This window comes from Agromyces bauzanensis, assembly GCF_014645655.1.
GTDB classification, from domain to species: domain Bacteria; phylum Actinomycetota; class Actinomycetes; order Actinomycetales; family Microbacteriaceae; genus Agromyces; species Agromyces bauzanensis.
The window spans coordinates 34312-58764 of the sequence record NZ_BMMD01000005.1; the positions used below are offsets into that span (position 1 = coordinate 34312).

Consider the following 24453-nt stretch of genomic DNA (forward strand, 5'->3'; position numbering starts at 1 on the left):
AACATCCTACCGACCGAACGACGGCCCCGGCACTGGGCCGGACCGTCGTCATCGATCGGATCCGCTGTTGCGCACCTACTGCGCGGGCGTCGGAGTCGGGGTCGGGGTCGGGGTCGGGGTCGACCCGGAGTCGTTGAACGTCGCGCTGGTGGCCTGCAGGACGAACGACTGGAACTCCGCCGGGTCCTGGAGGGAGCCGGAGTACTGCCGGCCGTTCACGAGCACGGTAGGGGTTCCGGTGATCGACGGCAGGTCGGAGTTCGGCACGGGCTCGGTGAGGGCGCGGTTCGTGGCATCCTGCACCCACGCCTTGAACTGCACGTCGTCGATGCACTGCTCGATGGTCGACCGACTCGACACGCCCGCCTCGGCGGCGAGCCCCTTGAGGTCGTCATTCGTGAGGCCCTCGGTGCCCTCCTCGGGCTGGTTCGCGAAGAGGATCGCGTTGAACTCGAAGAACGAGTCGGGCGACGCGTCGGCCACGCAGGCGGCGGCGTTGGCGGCGCGCAGCGAGTACTGGGTACCCGCCGACTTGTTCGTGAGGATCGAAATCGGGTGCACCTCGAGCGTCGCGGCGCCCTCCTCCACCATCGTGCGGATGCTCTCGGAGTTGGTCGCCTCGAACTGGCCGCAGAAGGGGCACAGGTAGTCGACGTAGACGACGATGTTCGCCACGGTGCCGCTCTCGTCGGGCACCGTCGGCGTCGGCGTGCCCTCGGCCGCCAGCGCCGGCGTCTCGACGGCTGTGATGCCGCCGTCGTCACCGGCGATGAGCAGGATGCCATCGCTCGCCATGTTCCGCGGGCCCGGACCCGCCGGCTGGTTGTTCTGCACGATGAGCGTGACGACGACGGCCGCGATCGCCAGTACCGCCACGATCACGCCGCCCTGGATGAGGAACCTGTTGCGGCGCTCCCGCTTCTTCTGCTCCTCGCGGAGCGCGCGGGCCTTCTCCCGGGCGGCCTCCCTGCGTTCATTTCGGGTGGGACGTGGCTGGTTCGAACCGCCGTAGGTCATCGATGGTCACTCCGGTCGCTGTGGGGGCGCGCGCGTATGCACGCGAACGCACCAACGATAGTAGGAACTGTGCCTGTGAATCACCCAAGCAGGAGCCGCATGCTGCGGCCCCCGCCGCGTGGCATACTGAAGGGGCGTCGACGCCGTTGTCGACGCATTCCATTCACTACGGATCGTCCGGCACGTACCTGCCGGTGAAGGAGAAGCACGATCATGGCATCAGTCACGTTCGACAAGGCCACCCGCCTCTACCCGGGGGGCACCCGCCCCGCTGTCGACAAGCTCGACCTCGAGATCAACGACGGCGAGTTCCTCGTCCTGGTCGGCCCGTCGGGCTGCGGTAAGTCCACGTCGCTCCGCATGCTCGCCGGCCTCGAGGAGGTCAACGAGGGCAACATCTTCATCGGCGACCGCAACGTCACCGATGTGCCCCCGAAAGACCGCGACATCGCCATGGTCTTCCAGAACTACGCGCTCTACCCGCACATGACCGTCGCCGAGAACATGGGCTTCGCGCTCAAGATCGCGGGCGTCGGCAAGGAGGAGCGCGCCGCGCGCGTGCTCGAGGCCGCCAAGCTCCTCGACCTCGAACCCTACCTCAGCCGCAAGCCGAAGGCGCTCTCGGGCGGCCAGCGCCAGCGCGTCGCCATGGGCCGGGCGATCGTGCGACAGCCGCAGGTGTTCCTCATGGACGAGCCGCTGTCGAACCTCGACGCGAAGCTGCGCGTGCAGACCCGCACCCAGATCGCGTCGCTGCAGCGCCGCCTCGGCGTCACCACGGTCTACGTCACGCACGACCAGATCGAGGCACTCACCATGGGCGACCGCATCGCGGTGCTGAAGGACGGCGTGCTGCAACAGGTGGGCACCCCGCGCGACCTGTACGAGAAGCCGGACAACGTGTTCGTCGCCGGATTCATCGGCTCGCCGGCCATGAACCTCTTCCACGCCGACCTCGTCGAGGGCGGCGTGAAGTTCGGCACCGCGACCGTGCCGGTCGACCGCGAGATCCTCGCGGACACGAGCAGTACCATCGCGACGATCGGCGTGCGTCCCGAGGACATCACGGTGTCGCCCCACGAGGGCGAGGGCCTCGCGGTCGAGGTCGACCTCGTCGAGGAGCTTGGCGCCGACGGCTACCTCTACGGCCACTCCACCGTCGAAGGCAAGCGCACCGACATCGTCGCCCGCGTCGACGGCCGCCTGCACCCGAACGCCGGCGAGACCGTGTACCTCACGGCCACGCCGAACCACGTGCACCTCTTCGATGCCGAGTCGGGCGAGCGGCTGAGCGACAAGGCAGTGGCGATCTGATTCCGTTACGGTGATCGCTGGTGCCGGTCGGGCTTCGGCCCGGCCGGCACCGCCGTTCTCCGCCACGACCTGCGAACCACGGCTACGCTGAACCACGATGAGCGGCTCTCTTTCGATCACCTCGGCCATGGCCGACCCTGCCCTGCTCGACCTCCCGTGGGACCTGCCCCTCGAATCGTGGCCGAACGAGACCATCGCGGCGCTGCCGAAGGGCATCTCCCGGCACCTGGTGCGCTTCGCCCACCTCGCCGGTCACGTGGTCGCCATCAAGGAGACGACGGCCGAGATGGCCAAGGGCGAGTACGAGCTGCTCCGCATGTTGCAGCGTCTCGAGATCCCGTGCGTCGAGCCCGTCGCCGTCATCACCAACCGGACGGATGCCGAGGGCGAGGCCCTGAAGCCCGTGCTCGTCACCCGGCACCTGCGGTTCTCGCTGCCGTACCGCGCGCTGTTCTCGCAGACCCTTCGGCCCGACACTGCGACCCGTCTCGTGGACGCGCTCGCGGTGCTGCTCGTGCGACTGCACATCGTCGGATTCTTCTGGGGCGACGTGTCGCTCTCGAACACCCTGTTCCGTCGCGACGCGGGCGCGTTCGCTGCCTACCTCGTCGACGCCGAGACCGGCAAGCTCTACGAGGGTGGCCTCTCGAACGGCCAGCGGGAGAACGACCTTGAGATCGCGCGAGTGAACATCGCCGGGGAGCTCCTGGACCTGGAGGCCGGCGGCCGCGTGGCCGATGAACTCGACCCCGTGAACATCTCGAACGGCATCGTCGAGGCGTACCGCAGCCTGTGGACGGAGCTCACCGGCTCCGAGTCGTTCTCGTCGGCGGAGCGATGGCGCATCAACGAGCGGGTCAATCGTCTCAACGACCTGGGATTCGACATCGAGGAGCTCGCGATCAAGACGGATGACTCGGGCACGACCGTGCGCATCCAGCCGAAGGTCGTGGACGCCGGCCACCACCAGCGTCGACTGCTCCGGCTCACGGGCCTCGATGCGGGCGAGAACCAGGCCAGGCGCCTGCTCAACGACCTCGACTCGTACCGTGCGTCCTACGGCAAGTCGGACCTCGACGAGGAGATGGTCGCCCACGAGTGGCTCATGCGCGTGTTCGAGCCGGTCGTACGGGCCATCCCGATCGAGTTGCGCGGAAAGCTCGAGCCCGCCGAGGTGTTCCACCAGCTGCTCGAGCACCGTTGGTTCATGGCACAGCAGGCCGGGCACGACATCCCGCTCGCCGAGGCCGTCTCGTCGTACGTCAACACCGTGCTGCGGCATCGCCGCGACGAGGCGACCGTGATCGGCCCCGGGACCGGCGCCATCACGACGGCCATCGACGTCCTCGCCACCGAAACGTCCGCGATCGCCGTGGTCGATCCCGACGACGAGAACGACTGGCGCCTGAAGGTCTGACCGCCCCCGGTGGTCGGGTGGCGATGAAGGAGCGTACCGAGACCCCCGTACGTCGCTTCCGACTCACCGCCCTGAGCACGGTCTCATCGCCGCTTGCGAGCGCGAACCGCTTGGCGCGGCTCCAGTTCTGGATCTGCTTCTCACGAGCGGACGCGTCGTCGATTCGTTCGAACTCCTCAACGTGGATCAGCCGAACTGGACGCCGAAAGCGAGCATACGCGGCGCCGTCTCCCGCGTCGTGTTGGGGTCTCGATACGCTCCTTCGTCGCTACCACGCGCCGGCCTCCGCGGCCGCCCGCAGCTTCGAGATCTCATAGAGGGTGACGGATGCCGCGATGCCCGCGTTGAGGGACTCCGTCGACGCGCTGATCGGAATCGACACGATGGCGTCGCAGGTCTCGGCGACGAGGCGCGACAGCCCCTTGCCCTCGCTGCCGACAACGATCACGATCGGACGGTCGGCCCACGAGAGCCCGGGAAGCGTCACGTCGCCGCCGCCGTCGAGCCCGAGCACGAACACGCCGCGCTCCTTCAGGGCCTTGAGCGTCTGCGTCAGGTTCGGCGCCATCGCCACCGGCACCCTCGCCGCCGCGCCGGCCGACGTCTTCCACGCGGCGGAGTTCACGCCCACCGAGCGGCGCTGCGGCACGATCACGGCCTGCCCGCCGAAGGCGGCCGTCGAGCGCAGGATCGCACCGAGGTTGCGGGGGTCGGTGATGCCGTCGAGCGCGACGAACAAGGGTGTCTCGTCGCGCGCGAGCACGCGGTCGAGCACCTCGATCGGGTGCGAGTACTCGTACGGGGGCACCTTGAGGGCGAGGCCCTGGTGCACGCCGCCCTCACCGGCGAGACGATCGAGCTCGGGCCGCATCACCTCGAGGATCGGGATGCCGCGATTCGTGGCGAGCTTCATCGCCTCCTTGACGCGGTCGTCCATCTCGACCCGGGCGGCCACGTAGAGCGTCGCGGCCGGAATGCGGGCGCGAAGCGCCTCGACCACCGAGTTCCGACCCGTCACGATCTCGGATTCGTCGCCCGACTTCGCGCGTCGCGCGGCACCGGATGCCCCGCGCGGGGCCCCGGCGCGCTGGCCCTGCCCGGCCACCTTCCCGGGTGCCCTGCCCTTGCCGCCCGAAGCGCGGTACCGCTCCTCGGCGGCCTTGCGCTTGCCCGCGGGGTGCCAGGCGCGGTCCTCGGCCTTGGGCGTGGGGCCCTTGCCCTCGAGCGCCTGACGGCCCTGGCCGCCCGAACCGACCTGCTTGCCCTTCGCCTTGCGCACGGCTCCGGCGCGCGGCTTGCTGCTGCCCTTCATGATCCCAAGCTCCAATGCGTGCCGGTCTGGCTGTCTTCGATGGTGATGCCCGCTGCCGCCAGCTCGGCGCGGATCCGGTCGGCCGCAGCGAAGTCCCTGGCGTCCCGCGCGGCTTGCCGGTCCTCGATGAGGCGGGTGACGAGCGCATCGAGCGCGGAGAACGCCGGACCGGCCTCGGGCGCGTCCCAGTGCGGATCGCGCGGGTCGATACCGAGCACCTCGACCATCGCCACGGCCTGGCCGTGCAGCACGGCCGCCTCGTGCAGGTCCTCGGCGTCGAGCGCCTGGTTGCCCGCGCGTACGGTGTCGTGCAGCACGGCGAGCGCCTGCGGCACCCCGAGGTCGTCGTCCATCGCCTCGGCGAACGCGTCGGGGATGAGCGGGCTGCCGACGCCCACGTACCGCGTGCCGGCGAGCCGGCGCTCGACGCGCGTGAGGAACGAACGGATGCGGTCGACCGCGGCCTCGGCCTCGGCGAGCGACGTCGGCGAGTAGTCGAGCGTCGAGCGGTAGTGCGCCGCGCCCAGCACATAGCGCACGGCGAGCGGCGACGCGAGCTCGAGGAGCTCGCTCGCGTACACGGAGTTGGCGAGGGACTTCGACATCTTCTGCCCGCCCACGTTCACGAGCCCGTTGTGCACCCAGTAGCGCGCATATCCGTCGCCGGCCGCGGTCGACTGCGCCAGTTCGTTCTCATGGTGAGGGAAGCGCAGGTCGAGCCCGCCGCCGTGGATGTCGAACTCGGGGCCAAGGTAGCGCGTGGCCATGGCGGAGCACTCGATATGCCAGCCCGGGCGGCCGTCGCCCCACGGCGAGGCCCAGCTCGCCGACGCGGGCTCCGTCTCCTTGTGGCCCTTCCACAGGGCGAAGTCGCGCGGGTCGCGCTTGCCGCGCGGGTCGGCGTCGGCCGCGGCCTCCATGTTCTCGCGCGACTGGCGGGTGAGCCCCCCGTAGGCCGGCCAGCTGCCCGTGTCGAAGTACACGTCGCCCGATCCGTCGGGAGCCTGATAGGCGTGACCGCGATCGATGAGTCGGCCGATGATGTGCTGCATCTGCTGCACGCTCGCCGTCGCGCGCGGCTCGTAGGTCGGGGCGAGGATGCCGAGGAGGCGATATGCCGACGTGAACTCGAGCTCGACCCGGTAGGCGAGCGCCCACCACTCCTCGACCTTGCCATCGCCGTCGAAGTCCTCGGACGCCGCGAGGATCTTGTCGTCGATGTCGGTGACGTTGCGCACGAACGTCACCTCGCTTCCTCGGTAGGCGAACCAGCGACGCATGATGTCGTAGACGAGTGCACTGCGAAGGTGTCCGATGTGCGGGCTCGACTGCACCGTGGGTCCGCAGACGTACATGCCGACGTGCCCCTCGCGGAGGGGCACGAAGGCACGCAGGGCCTGGGCCTTCGAATCGTAGAGTCGCACGGTCACCCTGCAAGACTACCGGCGGCGCATGACGCGTGACGGGAGGGCTCAAGCGGGCAGGACGAGGGCCGTCGCGATCGCGGCGACACCCTCGCCGCGGCCCGCGAAGCCGAGCGCGTCGCTCGTGGTCGCCGTCACGCTCACGGGTGCGCCGACGATCCTCGAGAGGTACGCCTCGGCCTCGGCCCGTCGGGGCGCGAGCTTCGGCCGGTTGCCGACGACCTGCACTGTGACGTTGCCGACGACGAAGCCCGCCTCGCGCACGCGCCGCACGGTCTCGGCGAGGAACACCTCGCCGTGCGCTCCCTCGAAGCGCGGTCCGCCTATGCCGAACACTGCGCCCACGTCGCCGAGTCCCGCAGCGGCGAGCAGGGCGTCGCAGACAGCGTGACTCGCCGCGTCGCCGTCGCTGTGGCCCGAGAGGCCGTGCTCGCCCGGCCAGTGCAGGCCCGCCAGCCAGAGCGGCGCGCTGGGATCGTCGGCGAAGGCGTGCACGTCGATGCCCGTGCCGATGCGCGGCGCGATCGGCCCCCGGACTCCGTCGGGCCGAGCGCCGCGCGCGGCCTCCCGCTCGGCGACCATCGCCTCGGCCCGCCGCAGGTCGGCCGGCAGGGTCACCTTGAACGAACGCGCGTCGCCCGGCACCACGTCGACGGTCATATCAGCGGATGCCGCGAGCGCCGCGTCATCCGTGAACTCCGTCGTCGCGGCGGCGTACGCGGCATCGAGCGCGCGCCGCGGAAACCCTTGCGGGGTCTGCACCGCCACGAGTTCCGAGCGTTCGACCGTCTCGAGCACCCGGCCGTGCTCGCCGACCCGCTTGATGGTGTCGGCGACATCGAGCGCCGGTACCACGCCGTGGCCACGTGAGCGCACGGCAGCCACGACCTCGTCGAAGACGACCGACGGCGTGAGCGGCCTCGCGGCATCGTGCACGAGTACGACGGCGACCTGCTGCGGGAGCGCGGCGAGGCCACGGGCCACCGACTCCTGCCGAGTCGCGCCGCCCGCGACCGCCTCGAACGGTGCGGATGCCGCGTCCGCGACGGGGCCGTACCGGGCTCGCGTCTCGTCGACGCGGTCGGCCGGCACCACGACGATCACGTGTGGCGTCTCCCGCATGCCGAGCGCGGCATCCAGTGCGACGCCGAGGATCGTGTCGCTGCCGAGTGGCACGAACGCCTTCGGCTCAGCATGCCCGAGACGCGAGCCGCTGCCCGCGGCGACGACGATGACGGCGACCCTTGACGCGCTCATGTGTCGAGCGTATCGCGGGTATCGGCACGCGGCCTTCGCCGCTACTCGACCACCGAACCTAGGAGGCGAGCACCTCGTCGAGCACCGTGGAGGCCCGCTCCTCGTCGGTCTTCTCCGCGAGCGCGAGCTCGGAGATCAGGATCTGGCGGGCCTTGGCGAGCATGCGCTTCTCGCCGGCAGAGAGACCGCGGTCCTGGTCGCGGCGCCACAGGTCGCGGACGACCTCGGAGACCTTGATCACGTCGCCGGAGGCGAGCTTCTCGAGGTTCGCCTTGTAGCGACGAGACCAGTTCGTGGGCTCTTCGGTGAAGGGAGCGCGCAGCACCTCGAAGACCTTGTCGAGACCTTCCTTGCCGATGACGTCACGGACGCCGACGAGGTCGACGTTCTCGGCCGGCACCTCGATGACGAGGTCGCCCTGCGTGACGTTCAGCTTGAGGTAGAGCTTCTCTTCACCCTTGATGATCCGTTTCTTCACCTCGGTGATCGTTGCGGCTCCGTGGTGGGGGTAAACGACGGTTTCGCCAACCTCAAAAAGCATGAATGAATGTCCTTTCGGCAACTTTCAGGATATCACATTCCGGTTCGTGCTAAGGTTCGCCACCCCTCACCTGACGCGTCCTCTCGGTAGGCTACACTCGGATCGATTCCCTTGCGCGGGAACGCTTCAGTTCGTGCGCACGCTGGCACTTGGAGGTTCTGTGAAGGCGCGTCTCGCGGCATCCGCTGCTCTTGCCCTTGGTCTCGCCGTGGGTGCGAGCGGCTGCTCGATGATCACCTACCAGGCGACCACGGCGAAGTACGACCCGAGCGACGGCGTCTCGGCCGGACTCGGCGACCTCGACCTGCGGAACATCCTCGTCGTCAGCGAGGACGGCGAAGACGGCACGCTCGTGATGACCGTGGTGAACCGGGGCGAGCGCAGTGCGACGCTCGGCGTCCAGTTCGGCGACGGCGGCGACATCGTCGAGGTTCCGGTCCCGGCCGGCCAGACCCTGGTTCTCGGTTCCGCGGTCGAGGAGCCCGTCGTGCTCGAGGGAATCGACGCGGAGGTCGGCGGGCTCATCCCGATGTACTTCCAGTACGGCGACGCCGAAGGCGTCGAGAAGCTCGTCCCGGTGCTCGACGCGCGCCTGCCCGAGTACGCCGACCTCGCCCCGTAGGTCTCGACACGCGGCTCCGCCGCTACTCGACCACCGGGCGGTTCGCCGGCCTAGGCCTCGAAGCGGTACCCGAGCCCACGCACCGTCACCAGCTGCACCGGCTCGGACGGCTGCAACTCGATCTTCGATCGGATGCGCTTGATGTGCACGTCGAGGGTCTTGGTGTCGCCGAAGTAGTCCGAACCCCACACGCGGTCGATGAGCTGGCCACGTGTGAGCACGCGGCCGGGGTTGCGCATGAGCAGTTCGAGCAGTTCGAATTCCTTCAGCGGCATGGGCACGGGCTCGCCGTCGACCTCGACCGTGTGACGGTCGACGTCCATGCGCACCCGCCCGCCCTCGAGCACGGCCTCGTCGAAGTCCTCCACCTCGTTGCGGCGGCGGAGCACCGCGCGGATGCGTGCGAGCAGCTCCCTCGTGGAGTACGGCTTCGTCACGTAGTCGTCGGCGCCCAGCTCGAGGCCCACCACGATGTCGATCTCGGAGTCCTTCGCCGTCAGCATGATGATGGGCACGTTCGAACGGCTTCGGATCTCACGGCACACCTCGGTGCCTGGCAGGCCCGGCAGCATGAGGTCGAGCAGCACCAGATCGGCACCGTGCTGGTCGAAGTCCGCGACGGCCGCCGGGCCCTCGGCCGCGACCTCCACCTCGTAGCCCTCCCGCTCGAGCAGGAAGCTCAGCGGGTCGCTGAGGGCGATCTCGTCCTCGACGAGCAGGATGCGGGTCACGTACGTTCTCCTCGGTTCGATCGGACGGGTCTCGTCGCGAGCACTGCGGCAGCGACATCCGGCGCGCCGGGCTGGGGACCGGCCGTGTGCTCGACGGTCTCGGCCGACGCCGCATCGGCCGGGGTCTCGGCGATCGGCAGCCGGATCATGAACGTCGACCCACGGCCGGGCTGCGACCAGACGCGCACGTCGCCGCCGTGGTTCTGCACCGTGTGCTTCACGATGCTGAGCCCGAGGCCCGATCCACCGGTGTTGCGCGAGCGGGCCTGGTCGACGCGGTAGAAACGCTCGAACACGCGCTCGAGCTCCTCGGCGTCCATGCCGATGCCCTGGTCGGTGACGGCGATCTCGACGGTGTCGCCGACGACGTTCGCCCCGATGCCGACGCGTCCGCCCTCGTTCGAGTACGCGATGGCGTTGGCCACGAGGTTGTGCACTGCGACGATCATCAGGGCGCGGTCGCCGTACACCGTCGCCTTGGTCGACGCGCGCATCGCGACATCGACGCCCTTGGCCGTGGCCACGACACGGTTCTGGTCGACCGCCGCCGCCACCACATCGTCGATGTCCACCAGTTCGTCGGGACGCAGCGCGTCGCGTGCCTGCAGGCGCGACAACTCGATGACTTCGCTCGTGATGTGCGCCAATCGGTTCGCCTCGACCGACAGCCGCCCCGCGAAGCGGCGCACCCGTTCGGGCTCGTCGGCCGCCTGGTCGAGTGCCTCGGCGAGCAGGCTGACCGAGGCGATGGGCGTCTTCAGTTCGTGGCTGATATTCGCCACGAAGTCACGACGCACCTCGTCGAGGCGGTGCGCCTCCGTGCGGTCCTCCGCGAGCAGCATCACGAACCGAGTGCCGAGCCTGGCCACGAGCACGCGCAGCCGCACCGTGGACTCGCCGAACGGACCGCGGGTCACGCTGAGCTCCTTCGCGACCGGTTCGCCGGTGCGCCGAACGGATGCCACGAGCTCGAGCAGTTCGGGGTGCACGAGCGACCGCTGCCGCACGAGGCCCATGGCGAGCGCGCCCGGCGAGGCCTTCAGCACGTTGTTCGACGGGTCGAGCACGACACCGGCGGACTCGAGCACCTCGAGCACCTCGTCGATGCCGTCGGGAATGGTCGGGGCCACGACGCGCGCGGCGCTCGATCCACGGCGCTCGGCCATGTGCAGCACGATCACGAAGGCGGCCCCGAGGAAGATGCCGAGGGCCAGTGCCGTGAGCACCACCCACATGGAATCCATGGCTTCACCCTAACCAGTCACGCTGAGGGCGCTCCGTGCCTCGTCTCGCCGGACGGCGGTAGGTTAACGAGTGTTCAGGGTTCCGGCACCTGTTGTTCACCTCCCACCGGGAGGATGTCCCGGGGGCCGGGTCGAACCGGCAGGCCCGTGCGCGCCCGGCGCGGGATCGAGAAGACAAGGATTTTCGTTCATGCGTGAGGTGTTCCAGCAGGAGCTGCGCGAGGTGCAGGACCGACTCGTCGAAACCGCCCAACTCGTCGCCGACTCCATAGAGAAAGCCACCCGCGCCTTCAACAGCTCTGACGTGAGCCTGGCCGAGGAGGTGATAGCCGACGACTACCGCATCGACCAGCTCACCGTCGCGCTAGACGAACTCGCCATCACCATCCTCGCGCGGCAGCAACCCGTGGCCAGAGACCTCCGCATCGTGGTGAGTGCGCTGCGCATCAGCGCGTCCCTCGAGCGCATGGGCGACATGTCCACGCACATCTCGCAGCTCGCCCGTTACCGCTTCCCCGACAAGGTGGTGCCGAAGTCGCTCCGGCCGACCTTCGCAGAGATGGGCGCACTCGACGTCGGCATCGCGCGGAAGCTCGTCGAACTGCTCCGAACCGAGAACGTCGCGCTCGCCGAGGAGATCCGCAACGAGGACGACAAGATCGACGCACTGCACCTTTCGGTCTTCGACAAGGTCCTCGGCGAAACGTGGAAAGGCCAGGCCGTGAACACGGTCGACGCGACGCTCGCGAGCCGCTACCACGAACGCTTCGCCGACCACGCGGTGTCGATCGCGAAGAAGGTGCAGTACCTCGCGACGGGCGACTGGGACCCCGAGAAGTCGGCCCCCTGACACGACGCGCGGACACCACGCGCAGGCAGACGTGAAGGGCAGGGGATGCGACATCCCCCGCCCTTCGAGGTGGGTGCGTTCGCTACTTCCTGCCCTGCGCCGCGACCGCGGCCGCGCCGGCCGCCGCCGCCTCGGGGTCGAGGTACTCGCCCGGCTTCGCCGGCATGAAGTCCTCGCCGAGCTCGTACACCAGGGGGATGCCGGTGGGGATGTTCAGCTCGGCGATGTCGTCGTCGGAGATGCCGTCCAGGTGCTTCACGAGCGCGCGCAGCGAGTTGCCGTGCGCGGTCACGAGGACCGTCTTGCCATCGCGCAGGTCGGGCATGATGTCGGACTCCCAGTACGGCAGCATGCGCGCGATGACGTCCTTCAGGCATTCGGTGCGGGGCATCTCGGCGTCGGAGAGGTTGGCGTAGCGCGGGTCGCCGACCTGCGACCACTCGCTGTCGTCCGCGATCGGCGGCGGCGGGGTGTCGAACGAGCGTCGCCAGAGCATGAACTGCTCCTGCCCGTACTTCTCGAGTGTCTCCGCCTTGTCGAGGCCCTGCAGTGCGCCGTAGTGGCGCTCGTTCAGGCGCCACGAGCGGCGCACGTCGATCCAGAGCCGGTCGGCCTCCTCGAGGGCGATGTCGGCGGTCTGGATGGCTCGCGTGAGCACCGAGGTGTGCAGCACCTCGGGCAGGACGCCCTGCTCGACGAGCAGCTCTCCCGCTCGCTTCGCCTCGGCACGGCCGAGATCGCTGAGCCGCACGTCGACCCAGCCGGTGAACAGGTTCCTCTGGTTCCAATCGCTCTGGCCATGGCGCAGCAGCACGAGGGTGTGTGGCATGCGGTCCAGCCTAATGGGGGCGAACCTCAAGCTTCGCGCTGCAAAACTTGGAGACCGTGCCCGTCGGATCCATCACCCGCGGCACGACGAACGCGAACCGGCTGCGGCGGATGGACCGCTGGATCTCCGAACACCAGGCGTTCCGTCGCGCCGCCGACCCGTTCGTCGTCGACCTCGGATACGGCGCGAGCGGCGTCACGACGTTCGAGCTCGCGACCCGCCTCGCGAACGTGCGACCCGATGTCGAGGCGCTCGGCCTCGAGATCGATCCCGGCCGCGTGCACGCTGCACCGGCGCAGCTCGATCGGCTCGATCATGGAGGGCGCTCGTTCCCGCCCGGCCGCGCGGTGCGGTTCGACCTCGGCGGATTCGAGCTGCCGACGATCGGCCGGATGCCGCAGGGTGGCGGGGTCGCGATCTCGGCCAGTTCGACGCACTGATCATGTTCCCGACCTCGGACGACCCGTGCACGACGCGACCGACATGCGCGGGAACTGGTCGGCAGGATCGCGAGGGAATCGAGGTGGCGCGTGATCTCGGCGAACGCCTGCCTCGCCGCCGGTTGCTGCGAGACGTCGCGCAGCGAGTCGGCGAGCAGGCCGACCGCGACGGCGATGCGCGCGTTGCACGTCGGCGACCTCCGGCCTCGGGCGACCGTCGCGCAGCACCCACTCGATGCGCCGCGCGATGATCCGAAGGTTCCTCGTCGCGAGATCGAGCCCCGCGAGCATGATGCGCTGGCGCTCGAGGTCGAAGCGAGAACCCCGCACGAGCGGGGAGATGCGCGCGACGGCGAGACCGGAGTCGACCGAAGTCGTCCAATTCTCCACGAGCGTTGCGTCGGCCGCCCCCGCGACAGCGCCCGGCCCGCGAGGTCCGTGCTGCCCGACCGCAGCGCCTCGGCGAGTTCGCCGGGCACCGCGACGTGCTCGCCGATGAGCCGACGCCCTCGCGTATCGATGCCCGGCGCGGATCGCGTGGGATGATCGCCGTCGCGGCCAGCGCGAACGCGCCCCCGACGGCCGCGTCGATGGTGCGCACGAACGGCCCGCCCTCCGGAGCCGGTACGAGCATGACGAGCGTGCACTGCACGGCCGCGGCGATCGCGAATGCAGCGCGTTTCGCGGAAACCAGCCGCGCGACGGCGAGCGTGAGGGCGAGCGCGACGGCGAACTGAACCACGCCCTGGCCGGAACCGAGGAGCAGCACCTCGGTGAGCGCGATGCCGAGCGACATTGCGACGACCGTCTCGAGCACGCGCACCGGGCGGGCGTCGCGCACGAAGCCGAGCGCCGTGATCGCGACGATCGCGGCGATCAGCGGCTGGTCGTGGCAGAGGACGAACCGCGCGAAGGCGTATGCGGCGGATGCCGTGACCGTGATCTGCAGGATCGCGGGCAGCGAATCGCGGAGCGGTGCCACCCCGCTCCGAGTCGCACGGCGAGGCGGCCGGCGAGCGTCACTTCCGGACGCCGAGCCGGGGCAGCCGGGGCACGTCGGTCGCCGCCCCGGCACTCGCCGGCACGATCTCGACCTGGGCCGCGGCGACGTCGATGCCGTGGCTCTCGACGATGAGATCGAGGTCGGGCGGAACCTGCCGCTTGATCACGGCGAGCGCGATGGGTCCGAGCTCGTGGTGCATGGCACTCGACGTGACGCGCCCCACGACGCGGCGTTCGGGGGCTTCTCCCGGCTCGGGCTCGGGTCGCACTTTCTCGCCGACCACCGGATCGCCCGGAACGGGCAGCGCGGTGTCGCTGCCGTCGAGGTGGAGCAGCACGAGCCGTCGCGGCGGGCGGCCGAGGTTCAGCACCTTCGCGACCGTCTCCTGCCCCTTGTAGCAGCCTTTGCCGAGATCGACGGCGCTACGCAGCCAGTCGAGTTCGTGCGGGATCGACTTCTCGTCGACCTCGGTGGCCAGTCGCGGACGCCAAGCGGCGATGCGGAGCGCCTCCGCCGCCAACGAGCCGGCCGCCGCCACCCGACCGGCGCGGACGGCGGCCGCGGCGTCGGCCAGCGCCGTGCGGGGCACGACGCGCTCGATCCAGTGCCAGGCGGATGCCGGGTGCCCCGCGTCGGGGGCGTACCGGTGCGCCGTCGGGGCGGGCGACGACCAGGAGTCGGTCCAATCGAGCGCGACGCCGTTCGGCGCGAACGCGGGCGCCGCAGCATCCAGGGCCTTTGTCGACATCGCGCCCAGCACGGCCACCTCGGTCGAGCGGTCGGCCACCTCGACCCGCAGCATGAACCGCATGCGGTCGAGCCAGGTCGCCAGCGGCGCGGCATCCGCCCCTTCGACGACCAGCCAGGTCGACGCTCCGTCGTCGACGACGTGCACGACGTGCTCGATACGACCGGAGGCATCGAGGAAGAGCGCCTCGGCCGAGGCGCCGGGGGCGAGCCGGTCGAGCGCCTGGCTCGCCATGGAGTGCAGCCAGGTGAGCCGGTCCGGGCCGGTCACCGTGAGCACGCCGCGGTTCGAGCAGTCGACGATCGCCTCGCCACGTTCGAGCCGGCGCTGCTCGACGATGGGGTTGCCGTAGTGGCCTACGACGCCTTGGTCGACCCCTTCGGCGGCGACGGCCCCGTCGAGAAGGAGGAACGGCGTGCCGGTCATCAGTCCACCTTCGCGAGTCGGGCGGATGCGTGCGTACGCAGGTCCTGACCGAGCGCCGCGATGTCCCATGCCCAGAGCAGGTGGCCGTCGACGAGGCCGTAGAGGCGGGTCGCCGCGGCGTAATCCTTGGCGCCCGCGGTGCGCATGACCGCGTCGGTCGCGAGGTCGATGCGCGGCCCCTTGACCTGGCCGAGGTAGAGTTCGGCCACGCCGCCCGGGTGCACCAGCGACACCTCGAGGTCGAACCCCCCGTCGGCGTTGCGCAGCGTCTCGACGGACTCGGCGTCGCGATAGCGCGACCGGCCCACGGCCGGCAGCATCGCGGGACCGACGTCCCCCTCGCCGAGCCGGCGCTCGAGGCGCCAGTAGCCGGTCTCCGTCGTGAGCGGCGTGGGATCGCCGCCGGGATCGTCGGGGAACAGCCACGTGTACGACGTGTAGTTCAGGTGCGGCATCCCGTCGTGGCTGAAACTCAGGCGCTGGCCGAACTCGTGCGTGATCGACGCATCGCCCACCTTGTAGTCGATGACGCCCGACCCCTCCCAGACCCCGACGAGCCAGGAGAGCGGAACGAGCTCGGCTGGCAGGTCAACGGGCAGCTCGATCATGCGACTAGCGCTGCCCCCTGAACAGCTTGTAGACGACGACGCCACTGATCCACGCGATGGCCAGGCTCGCGAGTCCGAGCAGGCCGATGAAGAGGAGTTCGAGGGCGAGCAACTGCGACATGCCTCGAGTCTACCCGTCAGGCCGAGGCGGCGGGCACCACGGCGAGCGCCGCGATCGCCACCACGAGGGTCGCCCCCGCGATGCTCGTGCTCGCTCGCGTGACGAAGCCGCTCGGGCGTCGCGCGGCGAGCTGCACGACGAGCGAGGCGACCACGCTGGTCGCCAGCACGACGCCGAGCGCGCCGTAGACCGCGAGCGGCGAGGCGTCGCCGAACCAGTCCGTCGTGCCCGTGTAGGCGAGGGCGATGACCGTGACCGCGCCGACGATCGAGATCGCCCAGACGAGCAGGATGCCGGGCCATCCGCCCCGCGTCTCCGAACCCGCCTGCATCGTCTCCCCATTCGCGTCGTCATACCGGGTGCCCGGCGTCACGTAGTATTGACCGCACCTTACTACTGGAGGCCACTGACTGCGGAGGGAGTACTGCCGTGGCGCAGCTGCTGATCCTGTCGCCGGCGGCCAACGAAGACGTTCTCCCGGCTCTGTCGCTCCTGTCTCATCGAACGCGGGTCATCCCCGCTTCGCCCGAGCAGCTGGTCAGAGCGCCCGAATCCGATCTCGTCCTCCTCGATGCGCGCACGAACCTCGCCGCCGCCAAGGCGCTCTCGCAGATCCTTCGCACCACCGGGATCTCCGTGCCGCTCATCCTCATCGTCACCGAGGGCGGCCTCACCGCCGTCACGCCCGACTGGGGCGTCGACGACGTCGTGCTCGATCACGCCGGGCCCGCCGAGGTCGATGCCCGCATCCGGCTCGCGATCGGCCGGGCCCAGACCACCCAGCCGGCCGAGCGGATCCAGACCTCCGGCGTCGTCATCGACGAGGCGAGCTATTCCGCGAAAGTGCACGGCCGCACGCTCGACCTCACCTACAAGGAGTTCGAGCTCCTCCGGTTCCTCGCCGCGCATCCGTCGCGCGTCTTCACCCGCGAGCAACTGCTCAGCGAGGTCTGGGGCTACGACTACTTCGGCGGCACGCGCACGGTCGACGTGCACGTGCGACGACTGCGCGCAAAGCTCGGCGACCTCGACAGCCTCATCGGCACCGTGCGGAACGTCGGGTATCGGTTCAACGTGCACGAGGAGGACGACGAGGGCGCCGCCGTCACAGCACGTTGACACCACGTTCACCTGCCGCGACCGAAGCGAATGGCAAGATGAGGGGATGACTGACAGCGTCCTCGACGAAGACCGTACGTCGAGCGACTTCGACGACGACTTCGAGCCCTTCGACATCGAGGGCGCCCCCGAGTTGCTCGCCGAACGCTACCTCGACCGTGAGCTCGGCTGGCTCGCGTTCAACCAGCGGGTGCTCGAACTCGCCGAGGACTCACGAGTGCCGGTGCTCGAACGGGCGAACTTCCTCGCGATCTTCGCCTCGAACCTCGACGAGTTCTTCATGGTGCGGGTCGCCGGCCTGAAACGTCGCATCGCCACGGGACTCGCGGTTCCCACGAACGTCGGACGCTCCCCGGTGGACGTGCTGACCGACATCTCCCGGAAGGCCGGCGAGCTACAGTTGCGGCACGCGGCCGCGTACCAGGAGCTCGTGAAGCCGGCGCTTGCCCAGGCCGGCATCCGCATCGTCTCGTGGGCCGAGCTCGGCGCCGCCGAGGTCGCGCACCTCCGCGACTACTTCTCCAGCCAGATCTTCCCGGTGCTCATGCCGCTTGCAGTCGACCCCGCGCACCCCTTCCCGTACATCTCCGGGCTCTCGCTGAACCTCTCGGTACGGGTGCGGAACAGCCGCACCGGCCGCCAGGAGTTCGCCCGCGTCAAGGTGCCGCAGATGCTGCCGCGGTTCGTCCGCGTCGACCCCGCGGAATCGGTCGAGAACGCTCGCTACGTCGCGCTCGAGGAGCTCATCGCCAACCACCTCGGCGACCTCTTCCCCGGCATGGAGATCGTCGAGCACCACGTGTTCCGGGTCACCCGCAACGAGGACGTCGAGATCGAGGAGGACGAGACCGAGAACCTCATCCAAGCGCTAGAGAAGGAGCTGCTCCGCCGCCGGTTCGGTCCGCCCATCCGCCTAGAGATCACCGACGACATGGACGAGGTCACCCTCGGCCTGCTTTCGCGCGAGCTCGACCTGCCCGACCAGGGCATCGTCCGCCTGCCCGCCCCGCTCGACCTCGGAGGACTCTTCGACCTCGCGAGACTCGACCGGCCCGAGCTGCATTACCCAACGCACGTGCCGACGACGAGCATCCTGCTGCAGCCGCCCGAACCGAACATTCGGCCCGACATGTTCGCGGCGATCGCGCGCAAGGACGTGCTGCTGCACCATCCGTACGAGTCGTTCGCGACGAGCGTGCAGGCGTTCCTCGAGCAGGCCGCGGCCGACCCCGACGTGCTCGCCATCAAGCAGACCCTGTACCGCACGTCCGGCGACTCCCCCATCGTCACAGCCCTCATCGACGCCGCCGAGTCGGGGAAGCAGGTGCTCGCGCTCGTCGAGATCAAGGCGCGCTTCGACGAGGCCGCGAACATCACATGGGCGCGCAAGCTCGAGAAGGCGGGCGTGCACGTGGTCTACGGCCTCGTCGGGCTGAAGACCCACTGCAAGGCCGCGCTCGTCATCCGCCAGGAGAAGGGCGTACTCCGGCACTACAGCCACATCGGCACAGGCAACTACAACCCGAAGACGAGCCGCATCTACGAGGACCTGGGCCTCCTCACGGCCGACGCCCAGGTCGGCAAGGACCTCACCCGGCTCTTCAACGAACTCTCCGGCTACGCGATCGAGAAGAAGTTCAAGCGGCTCCTCGTGGCACCGCTGCACCTGCGCAACGGCCTGTTGAAGCTCATCGCAGCGGAGACGCGCAACGCCGAGGCCGACCGGCCCTGCGGCATCCGGATCAAGGTCAACTCGATCGTCGACGAGGCGATCATCGACGCGCTCTACCGGGCGTCGAACGCCGGCGTGCCGGTCGACGTGTGGGTGCGCGGCATCTGCAGCCTGCGGCCGGGCATCCCGGGACTGAGCGAGAACATCCGGGTCCGCTCGATCCTCGGGCGGTACCTCGAGCACTCCCGCGTCTTCTCGTTCCTGAACGGCGGTGAACCGCAGGTCTACATCGGGTCGGCCGACATGATGCATCGCAACCTCGACCGTCGGGTCGAGGCGCTCGTCCGCCTCACTGAGCCCGACCACCTCGCCGAGATCGACGCGCTCTTCGACCTCGCAATGGACGAATCCACGAGTTCGTGGCGCCTCGACGGCGACGGCGAGTGGATCCGCTCCTCGACCGACGCCGAGGGCCGCCCGCTGGTCGACATCCAGAACCTCCTCATGCAGCAGATCGGACAACGCACCCGCTCGGGGAAGCGGCGGTGACCACGGCGGTCTATGCAGCAGGGGCCGTGTGCTGGCGCCTCATCGAGGGCAAGCTGCACGTGCTGGTGATCCACCGCACCGTATACGGCGATGTCACGATCCCCAAGGGCAAGGTCGATCCGGGCGAGTCGCTGCCGCGCACGGCCGTGCGCGAGATCGCGGAGGAGACGGGCCTCGAGGTCGCGCTCGGCGTGCCCCTCGGCGTCTCACGGTACACGCTCGCGAGCGGCCGCGAGAAGATCGTGCACTACTGGGCAGCGGAGGTGAACGAGCGGGCCGTGCAGCGCTCGACGTTCAAGCCCAACGCTGAGGTCGCCGCCTTGGAGTGGGTCACGATCAAGCGTGCCCGCAGGTACCTCAGCTACCCGCCCGACGTGGAGATCCTCGAGAACTTCGCGAAGCTCGTCCAGCAGGGGGTCACGAGTACCTTCGCACTCCTCCTCGTGCGGCACGGGAAGGCCGTCGGGCGCAGCGGCTGGAGCGGTCCGGATGCCACGAGGCCGCTGGTCGACCGGGGCGTCGCCCAGGCCGCGGCCCTCGTCGACACGCTCACCGCCTGGGCGCCGAAGCGCATCGTGTCCAGCCCCACGGTACGCTGCGTGACCACGGTGACGCCGCTCGCGGCGGCGACGGGCATCCGCATCAAGGGCGACGAGGGCATCAGCCAGGACGCGTGGGAGTCCGGCGAGGACGAGGTGCGACGCGTCGTCGGCAAGCGCGTGCGGTCGGGCAGGAGCGCCGTGATCTGCAGCCACGGCCCGGTGCTGCCGCAGATCGTCCGGGAGATCGCGCTCGCGACCGGCACCCCGCTCGGTTCGTATGTGACGGATGCCGCGGAGCTCGAGCCCGGGGCGTTCAGCGTCGTCCACCTCTCCGTGACGAACTCGGGGTCGGGCATCATCGCGATCGAGACGCACGCGCCCCGCGCCTGATGCCGCGGGTCGAGGCGCGGGCTGCGCGCCGCTGCGGCCCCGCGGGGCCTCGGGGCGACATCCGCATTGGTCCGTGGTCGTTCACCTTCCGTTCACCGACGTGGCGGAAGCTCGTAAGGCCCGCGACCTAACGTCGCAGGCGAGCCAGCACCGGCTCGACCCCTGCAATTCGAACCCGGAAGGGAATCACGTGAACCTCAAGCGTTTCGGCGTGCCCGCCGTCATCGCCGTCACCGCGGCGCTCGCGCTCAGCTCCTGTGCCTCGAACGAAGGCGGGGCGACCCCCGAGGAGTCGCCCTCGTCGCTCTCGGGCAACCTCGTCGGCGCCGGCGCGTCGTCGCAGGACGCCGCCCAGAAGGCGTGGACCGCCGGTTTCCAGACCGCGAACCCCGACGTCACCATCAACTACGACCCGACCGGCTCGGGCGCGGGGCGTGAGACGTTCCTCCAGGGCGCCAGCGACTTCGCCGGCTCCGACCGGGCATTCGACGACGAGGAGATCGCCGCGGGCGGCTTCGCGAAGTGCGCGCCGGACTCGAGCATCGTCGAGCTCCCCCTCTACGTCTCGCCGATCGCCGTGATCTTCAACCTCGAGGGCGTCGACACGCTGGACCTCGACCCGGCGACGCTCGCGGGCATCTTCGCGGGCACCATCACCAAGTGGAACGACCCGGCCATCGCCGCCCTCAACGAGGGTGTCGAGTTGCCCGACCAGGCGATCACCCCCGTGCACCGCTCCGACGACTCGGGCACCACCGAGAACTTCACGGACTACCTCTTCGCCGCGGCGCCTGAGGTGTGGACGTGGGAGGCAGACGGCGTGTGGCCGTTCGAGGGCGGCGAGGCCGCCCAGGGCACCTCAGGTGTGGTCGACGCGGTCACCAACGGTACGGGCACCATCGGCTACGCCGACGCGTCCCGCGCCGGTGACCTCGGCACCGTCGCGGTGCAGGTCGGCGACGAGTTCGTGCCGTACTCGCCCGAGGCTGCCGCCGCCATCGTCGACGCCTCACCGTTCGTCGAGGGCCGTGCCGAGGGCGACCTCGCGATCGAGCTCGACCGCAGCCCCTCCGAGGGCGGCGTCTACCCGATCGTGCTGGTCAGCTACCTGGTCGCCTGCCAGGAGTACGCCGAGCCCGAGAACGTCGAGCTCGTCAAGGCCTACCTCAGCTACATCGCGAGCCCCGAGGGCCAGGATGTCGCGGCCGCGGACGCCGGCTCCGCGCCCATCTCGGACACGCTCCGCGAGAAGGTCGTGGCTGCGATCGACTCGATCCAGTAGCAGGTTCGTGCCCGACCCCGACGGTTCCACCGAACCCGGGGTCGGGCACGACCGCGTCTCCAGATACAGCACTCACAGAACCCGAGGATTGCGCCGGATGAGCACCGCATCGACCGTCATCAAGGCGAAGCAACGACCTGGCGATCGGGTCTTCTCCGGGTCGGCCGTGTTCGCCGGGTCCATGATCCTCGTGACCCTCGCGGCCGTGGCGATCTTCCTCATCGTGCAGAGCCTTCCCGCCCTGTTCGCGACGAGCGAGGACGCCTCGATCCTTCCCACGAACTTCTGGGCCTACGTCGGCCCGCTCATCTTCGGCACGGTGTGGGCGTCGGCGCTCGCACTCCTGATGGCTCTGCCGGTCTCGATCGGCATCGCGTTGTTCATCTCGCACTACGCGCCCCGGCGGCTCGCCTCGGTGCTCGGCTACATCGTCGACCTGCTCGCCGCAGTGCCCTCCGTGGTCTTCGGCCTGTGGGGCATCGGCGTGCTCGCGCCCGCGGTGCAGCCCCTCTACTCCTGGCTGGTCGACAACCTCGGTTGGTTCCCGTTGTTCGCGGGCCCCGTGTCGGGCACCGGACGCACCATCCTCACCGCGGCGATCGTGCTCGCCGTGATGGTGCTGCCGATCATGACCGCCATCAACCGCGAGGTCTTCCTGCAGACGCCGGTGCTCCACGAGGAGGCCGCGCTCGCGCTCGGTGCGACGCGCTGGGAGATGATCCGCACGGCGGTGCTCCCCTTCGGCCGTTCCGGCATCATCTCCGCCTCGGTGCTCGGACTCGGCCGCGCGCTCGGCGAAACCATGGCCGTGGCCATGGTGCTCTCCGCCAGCGGCGCGTTGACCTTCGAACTGCTCACCTCCGTGAATCCGTCGACCATCGCCGCTAACATCGCACTCAGCTTCCCCGAGGCGTACGGCCCGAACGTCAACGTGCTCATCGCCACGGGCCTCATCCTCTTCATCGTGACCTTTGCGGTCAACGCGTTCGCCCGCTGGATCGTCAGCCGTCGCAAGGAATTCTCGGGAGCCAACTGATGACGATGACGACCAAGCCCGACACGCCCGCCGCAGTCACGACCCCCATCCAGAACTCGCTCACGGCGGGGCGTCTCCCGACCCCGGCCCCGTGGATCATCCTCGGCGCGGCGATCGCGGTCTCTGCCGCGATCTTCGGTGTGATGGCTGTCGCCGGCGGAAGCGGCTACAACTGGGGCGGCGCCCTCCTGGTCGGCGCGCTCCTCTACATCCCATCGGTCTGGCTCTTCTCGGTGCTCGTCGAGGGCCGCCGTCGCGCCATGGACCGCCTCGTCACGGCGCTCGTGACGGGAGCCTTCGTGCTCGCGATGATCCCGCTCGTCTCCCTCACGATCACGGTCGTGACCTTCGGGCTCGCCCGTTTCGACGCCGAGTTCTTCACGAACTCGATGAGGAACGTCACGGGAGAGGGCGGCGGTATCGTCCACGCGATCGTGGGAACCCTCCTGATGACCGGAACCGCAGCGCTGATCTCGATCCCGATCGGCCTCATGACCTCGGTCTACCTCGTCGAGTACGGGCACGGGCGACTCGCGCGCGGGATCACCTTCCTCGTCGACGTCATGACCGGCATCCCGTCGATCGTCGCCGGCCTGTTCGCCTACGCGGTGTTCTCCATCTTCCTCGGCCCCGGCACCCGCACCGGCATCGCCGGCGCCGTCTCGCTCGCGGTGCTCATGATCCCCGTCGTCGTACGCTCGAGCGAGGAGATGCTGCGACTCGTGCCGAACGAACTGCGCGAGGCGGCCTACGCCCTCGGCGTGCCCAAGTGGCTCACGATCGTGAAGGTCGTGCTGCCCACCTCGATGGCGGGCATCACGACCGGCATCATGCTCTCCATCGCGCGGGTCATCGGCGAGACGGCGCCGCTGCTCATCGCCGCGGGATTCACCGCGAGCGTGAACTACAACATGTTCGACGGCCGCATGCAGTCGCTGCCCGTATTCGTGTACACGCAGTATGCGAACCAGGGAAATCCGCCCCAGGCGTACCTCGACCGTGCGTGGGCGGCGGCCCTCACCCTCATCCTGATCGTCATGGCGCTGAACCTCATCGCCCGACTCGTCGCCCGCTTCTTCGCCCCGAAGTTCGGCCGCTGAACCGCCAGTTAGGAAACCCGTGTCCAAGCGCATCGAAGTCCGCGACCTCAACGTCTACTACGGCAAGTTCCTCGCAGTGGAGGGTGTGAACATGGAGATCGAGCCCCGCAGTGTCACGGCGTTCATCGGCCCTTCCGGCTGTGGCAAGACGACCTTCCTGCGCACGCTGAACCGCATGCACGAGGTGGTGCCGGGCGCGCGCGTCGAGGGCGAGGTGCTCATCGACGGCAACAACCTCTACGACCCCGACGTCGACCCCGTGCTCGTGCGCCGCCAGGTCGGCATGGTGTTCCAGCGCCCGAACCCGTTCCCGACGATGTCGGTCAAGGACAACGTGCTGGCGGGCGTGAAGCTCAACAACCGGCGCATCTCGAAGTCCGACGCCGACGAACTCATGGAGAGGTCGCTGCGCAGTGCGAATCTCTGGAACGAGGTGAAGGACCGCCTCGACCGCCCGGGCTCGGGCCTGTCGGGCGGCCAGCAGCAGCGCCTCTGCATCGCCCGTGCGATCGCGGTCTCCCCCGAGGTGATCCTCATGGACGAGCCGTGCTCGGCGCTCGACCCCATCTCGACGCTCGCGATCGAGGACCTCATCGAGGAGCTCAAGCAGGACTACACGATCGTCATCGTGACCCACAACATGCAGCAGGCATCTCGGGTCTCCGATCGCACCGCGTTCTTCAACATCGCCGGCACGGGCAAGCCCGGCAAGCTCATCGAGTACGACGACACCACGACGATCTTCTCGAACCCGTCGGTGAAGGCCACCGAGGACTACGTCTCCGGACGCTTCGGCTGATCGCCGAAACCCTGTTACCATCGAGTCACGGTGTCGGCCCACCCCCGTCGGCATCACCCG

At 69.4% G+C, this 24453-nt stretch carries 23 protein-coding genes and 2 pseudogenes; 12 read left to right on the top strand and 13 right to left on the bottom strand.

Annotated features, from left to right (window positions below; all coding sequences use genetic code 11):
• Positions 1 to 75: 75 nt before the first annotated feature.
• Positions 76 to 1017, bottom strand: a complete 942-nt coding sequence (locus IEX31_RS05955; protein WP_188742531.1) for a DsbA family protein — start codon at positions 1015 to 1017, stop codon at positions 76 to 78.
• A gap of 213 nt (positions 1018 to 1230) precedes the next feature.
• Between IEX31_RS05955 and IEX31_RS05960 the strand changes: the two genes are divergently transcribed.
• Together IEX31_RS05960 and IEX31_RS05965 are read left to right on the top strand one after the other, a co-directional pair.
• Entirely contained in the window at positions 1231 to 2331 is a 1101-nt protein-coding gene (locus tag IEX31_RS05960) for an ABC transporter ATP-binding protein (RefSeq protein WP_188742532.1), read from the top strand.
• A gap of 97 nt (positions 2332 to 2428) precedes the next feature.
• Positions 2429 to 3748 carry a DUF4032 domain-containing protein gene (locus tag IEX31_RS05965; RefSeq protein WP_188742533.1) on the top strand — a complete coding sequence of 440 codons (1320 nt, stop codon included), beginning with the start codon at positions 2429 to 2431 and terminating at the stop codon, positions 3746 to 3748.
• On the opposite strand, the pseudogene IEX31_RS19510 reads toward IEX31_RS05965, so the two are convergent.
• From IEX31_RS19510 to IEX31_RS05990, 5 genes and pseudogenes are all read right to left on the bottom strand, one after another.
• Positions 3657 to 3980: pseudogene (locus IEX31_RS19510) on the bottom strand (GIY-YIG nuclease family protein); the annotation flags it as partial. The gene IEX31_RS05965 and the pseudogene IEX31_RS19510 overlap by 92 nt on opposite strands.
• Before the next feature lie 36 nt (positions 3981 to 4016).
• A complete protein-coding gene (rlmB, locus tag IEX31_RS05975; protein WP_188742534.1) occupies positions 4017 to 5060 on the bottom strand; it encodes a 23S rRNA (guanosine(2251)-2'-O)-methyltransferase RlmB in 1044 nt (347 codons plus the stop codon).
• On the bottom strand, positions 5057 to 6490 hold the full coding sequence (gene cysS / locus IEX31_RS05980) for a cysteine--tRNA ligase (RefSeq protein WP_188742535.1): 1434 nt from the start codon (positions 6488 to 6490) through the stop codon (positions 5057 to 5059). The genes rlmB and cysS overlap by 4 nt, the downstream gene beginning before the upstream one ends.
• Positions 6491 to 6532: 42 nt before the next feature.
• The gene (ispD, locus tag IEX31_RS05985) at positions 6533 to 7741 is read right to left on the bottom strand and encodes a 2-C-methyl-D-erythritol 4-phosphate cytidylyltransferase (RefSeq protein ID WP_188742536.1); all 1209 of its coding nucleotides are present in this window, start codon (positions 7739 to 7741) and stop codon (positions 6533 to 6535) included.
• Between the two features lie 58 nt (positions 7742 to 7799).
• Positions 7800 to 8282, bottom strand: coding sequence for a CarD family transcriptional regulator (locus tag IEX31_RS05990; protein ID WP_188742537.1), 483 nt, complete (start codon positions 8280 to 8282; stop codon positions 7800 to 7802).
• Between the two features lie 160 nt (positions 8283 to 8442).
• On the opposite strand from IEX31_RS05990, the gene IEX31_RS05995 reads away from it, so the two are divergent.
• Positions 8443 to 8904 carry a hypothetical protein gene (locus IEX31_RS05995; RefSeq protein ID WP_188742538.1) on the top strand — a complete coding sequence of 154 codons (462 nt, stop codon included), beginning with the start codon at positions 8443 to 8445 and terminating at the stop codon, positions 8902 to 8904.
• A 50-nt stretch (positions 8905 to 8954) separates the two neighbouring features.
• Here the strand turns inward: IEX31_RS05995 and IEX31_RS06000 are convergent, their stop codons facing one another.
• Together IEX31_RS06000 and IEX31_RS06005 are read right to left on the bottom strand one after the other, a co-directional pair.
• Entirely contained in the window at positions 8955 to 9635 is a 681-nt protein-coding gene (locus IEX31_RS06000) for a winged helix-turn-helix domain-containing protein (RefSeq protein ID WP_188742539.1), read from the bottom strand.
• Positions 9632 to 10879, bottom strand: coding sequence for a sensor histidine kinase (locus IEX31_RS06005; RefSeq protein ID WP_188742540.1), 1248 nt, complete (start codon positions 10877 to 10879; stop codon positions 9632 to 9634). Before IEX31_RS06005 ends, IEX31_RS06000 begins: the two co-directional genes overlap by 4 nt.
• A gap of 190 nt (positions 10880 to 11069) precedes the next feature.
• Between IEX31_RS06005 and phoU the strand changes: the two genes are divergently transcribed.
• Positions 11070 to 11729 (top strand): phosphate signaling complex protein PhoU, encoded by a 660-nt coding sequence (gene phoU / locus IEX31_RS06010; protein WP_188742541.1) that lies wholly within the window; start codon positions 11070 to 11072, stop codon positions 11727 to 11729.
• An 82-nt stretch (positions 11730 to 11811) separates the two neighbouring features.
• On the opposite strand, the gene IEX31_RS06015 is transcribed toward phoU, so the two are convergent.
• Complete coding sequence (locus IEX31_RS06015) at positions 11812 to 12558, bottom strand: phosphoglyceromutase (protein WP_188742542.1); 747 nt, start codon at positions 12556 to 12558, stop codon at positions 11812 to 11814.
• 56 nt (positions 12559 to 12614) lie between these two features.
• Between IEX31_RS06015 and IEX31_RS19515 the strand changes: the two genes are divergently transcribed.
• Entirely contained in the window at positions 12615 to 12998 is a 384-nt protein-coding gene (locus tag IEX31_RS19515; RefSeq protein WP_188742543.1) for a hypothetical protein, read from the top strand.
• Positions 12999 to 13566: 568 nt separating this feature from the next.
• On the opposite strand, the pseudogene IEX31_RS19520 reads toward IEX31_RS19515, so the two are convergent.
• From IEX31_RS19520 to IEX31_RS06035, 4 genes and pseudogenes are all read right to left on the bottom strand, one after another.
• Positions 13567 to 14073, bottom strand: a pseudogene (locus tag IEX31_RS19520) (FUSC family protein); the annotation flags it as partial.
• Positions 14018 to 15175 (bottom strand): CAF17-like 4Fe-4S cluster assembly/insertion protein YgfZ, encoded by a 1158-nt coding sequence (gene ygfZ, locus IEX31_RS06025; RefSeq protein WP_188742544.1) that lies wholly within the window; start codon positions 15173 to 15175, stop codon positions 14018 to 14020. The pseudogene IEX31_RS19520 and the gene ygfZ, both read right to left, overlap by 56 nt.
• Positions 15175 to 15783 (bottom strand): nitrobindin family protein, encoded by a 609-nt coding sequence (locus IEX31_RS06030; protein WP_188742545.1) that lies wholly within the window; start codon positions 15781 to 15783, stop codon positions 15175 to 15177. Before IEX31_RS06030 ends, ygfZ begins: the two co-directional genes overlap by 1 nt.
• Before the next feature lie 137 nt (positions 15784 to 15920).
• The gene (locus IEX31_RS06035) at positions 15921 to 16235 is read right to left on the bottom strand and encodes a hypothetical protein (RefSeq protein WP_188742546.1); all 315 of its coding nucleotides are present in this window, start codon (positions 16233 to 16235) and stop codon (positions 15921 to 15923) included.
• Between the two features lie 98 nt (positions 16236 to 16333).
• On the opposite strand from IEX31_RS06035, the gene IEX31_RS06040 reads away from it, so the two are divergent.
• The 7 genes from IEX31_RS06040 (at position 16334) to pstB (ending at position 24393) form a co-directional block, all read left to right on the top strand.
• On the top strand, positions 16334 to 17023 hold the full coding sequence (locus IEX31_RS06040; RefSeq protein ID WP_188742547.1) for a response regulator transcription factor: 690 nt from the start codon (positions 16334 to 16336) through the stop codon (positions 17021 to 17023).
• A gap of 46 nt (positions 17024 to 17069) precedes the next feature.
• Positions 17070 to 19244: an RNA degradosome polyphosphate kinase gene (locus IEX31_RS06045; protein WP_188742548.1), complete on the top strand. Its 2175-nt coding sequence runs from the start codon at positions 17070 to 17072 to the stop codon at positions 19242 to 19244.
• On the top strand, positions 19241 to 20176 hold the full coding sequence (locus tag IEX31_RS06050; protein WP_188742549.1) for an NUDIX hydrolase: 936 nt from the start codon (positions 19241 to 19243) through the stop codon (positions 20174 to 20176). Before IEX31_RS06045 ends, IEX31_RS06050 begins: the two co-directional genes overlap by 4 nt.
• A gap of 190 nt (positions 20177 to 20366) precedes the next feature.
• Positions 20367 to 21458: a phosphate ABC transporter substrate-binding protein PstS gene (locus IEX31_RS06055; protein WP_188742550.1), complete on the top strand. Its 1092-nt coding sequence runs from the start codon at positions 20367 to 20369 to the stop codon at positions 21456 to 21458.
• A 97-nt stretch (positions 21459 to 21555) separates the two neighbouring features.
• Positions 21556 to 22494, top strand: coding sequence for a phosphate ABC transporter permease subunit PstC (gene pstC / locus IEX31_RS06060; RefSeq protein ID WP_188742551.1), 939 nt, complete (start codon positions 21556 to 21558; stop codon positions 22492 to 22494).
• Positions 22494 to 23594, top strand: coding sequence for a phosphate ABC transporter permease PstA (gene pstA / locus IEX31_RS06065; RefSeq protein WP_188742552.1), 1101 nt, complete (start codon positions 22494 to 22496; stop codon positions 23592 to 23594). Before pstC ends, pstA begins: the two co-directional genes overlap by 1 nt.
• 19 nt (positions 23595 to 23613) lie before the next feature.
• The gene (gene pstB / locus IEX31_RS06070) at positions 23614 to 24393 is read left to right on the top strand and encodes a phosphate ABC transporter ATP-binding protein PstB (RefSeq protein ID WP_188742553.1); all 780 of its coding nucleotides are present in this window, start codon (positions 23614 to 23616) and stop codon (positions 24391 to 24393) included.
• The last annotated feature ends 60 nt before the right edge of the window (positions 24394 to 24453 follow it).

What these genes read in the sequence shown, in the direction of transcription:
- IEX31_RS05955 (WP_188742531.1), bottom strand. Translation starts at nt 1,017, where the DNA reads ATGACCTACGGCGGTTCGAACCAGCCACGTCCCACCCGAAATGAACGC.
- IEX31_RS05960 (WP_188742532.1), top strand. Translation starts at nt 1,231, where the DNA reads ATGGCATCAGTCACGTTCGACAAGGCCACCCGCCTCTACCCGGGGGGC.
- IEX31_RS05965 (WP_188742533.1), top strand. Translation starts at nt 2,429, where the DNA reads ATGAGCGGCTCTCTTTCGATCACCTCGGCCATGGCCGACCCTGCCCTG.
- rlmB (WP_188742534.1), bottom strand. Translation starts at nt 5,060, where the DNA reads ATGAAGGGCAGCAGCAAGCCGCGCGCCGGAGCCGTGCGCAAGGCGAAG.
- ispD (WP_188742536.1), bottom strand. Translation starts at nt 7,741, where the DNA reads ATGAGCGCGTCAAGGGTCGCCGTCATCGTCGTCGCCGCGGGCAGCGGC.
- IEX31_RS05990 (WP_188742537.1), bottom strand. Translation starts at nt 8,282, where the DNA reads ATGCTTTTTGAGGTTGGCGAAACCGTCGTTTACCCCCACCACGGAGCC.
- IEX31_RS06005 (WP_188742540.1), bottom strand. Translation starts at nt 10,879, where the DNA reads ATGGATTCCATGTGGGTGGTGCTCACGGCACTGGCCCTCGGCATCTTC.
- phoU (WP_188742541.1), top strand. Translation starts at nt 11,070, where the DNA reads ATGCGTGAGGTGTTCCAGCAGGAGCTGCGCGAGGTGCAGGACCGACTC.
- IEX31_RS06015 (WP_188742542.1), bottom strand. Translation starts at nt 12,558, where the DNA reads ATGCCACACACCCTCGTGCTGCTGCGCCATGGCCAGAGCGATTGGAAC.
- ygfZ (WP_188742544.1), bottom strand. Translation starts at nt 15,175, where the DNA reads ATGACCGGCACGCCGTTCCTCCTTCTCGACGGGGCCGTCGCCGCCGAA.
- IEX31_RS06030 (WP_188742545.1), bottom strand. Translation starts at nt 15,783, where the DNA reads ATGATCGAGCTGCCCGTTGACCTGCCAGCCGAGCTCGTTCCGCTCTCC.
- IEX31_RS06035 (WP_188742546.1), bottom strand. Translation starts at nt 16,235, where the DNA reads ATGCAGGCGGGTTCGGAGACGCGGGGCGGATGGCCCGGCATCCTGCTC.
- IEX31_RS06045 (WP_188742548.1), top strand. Translation starts at nt 17,070, where the DNA reads ATGACTGACAGCGTCCTCGACGAAGACCGTACGTCGAGCGACTTCGAC.
- pstC (WP_188742551.1), top strand. Translation starts at nt 21,556, where the DNA reads ATGAGCACCGCATCGACCGTCATCAAGGCGAAGCAACGACCTGGCGAT.
- pstA (WP_188742552.1), top strand. Translation starts at nt 22,494, where the DNA reads ATGACGATGACGACCAAGCCCGACACGCCCGCCGCAGTCACGACCCCC.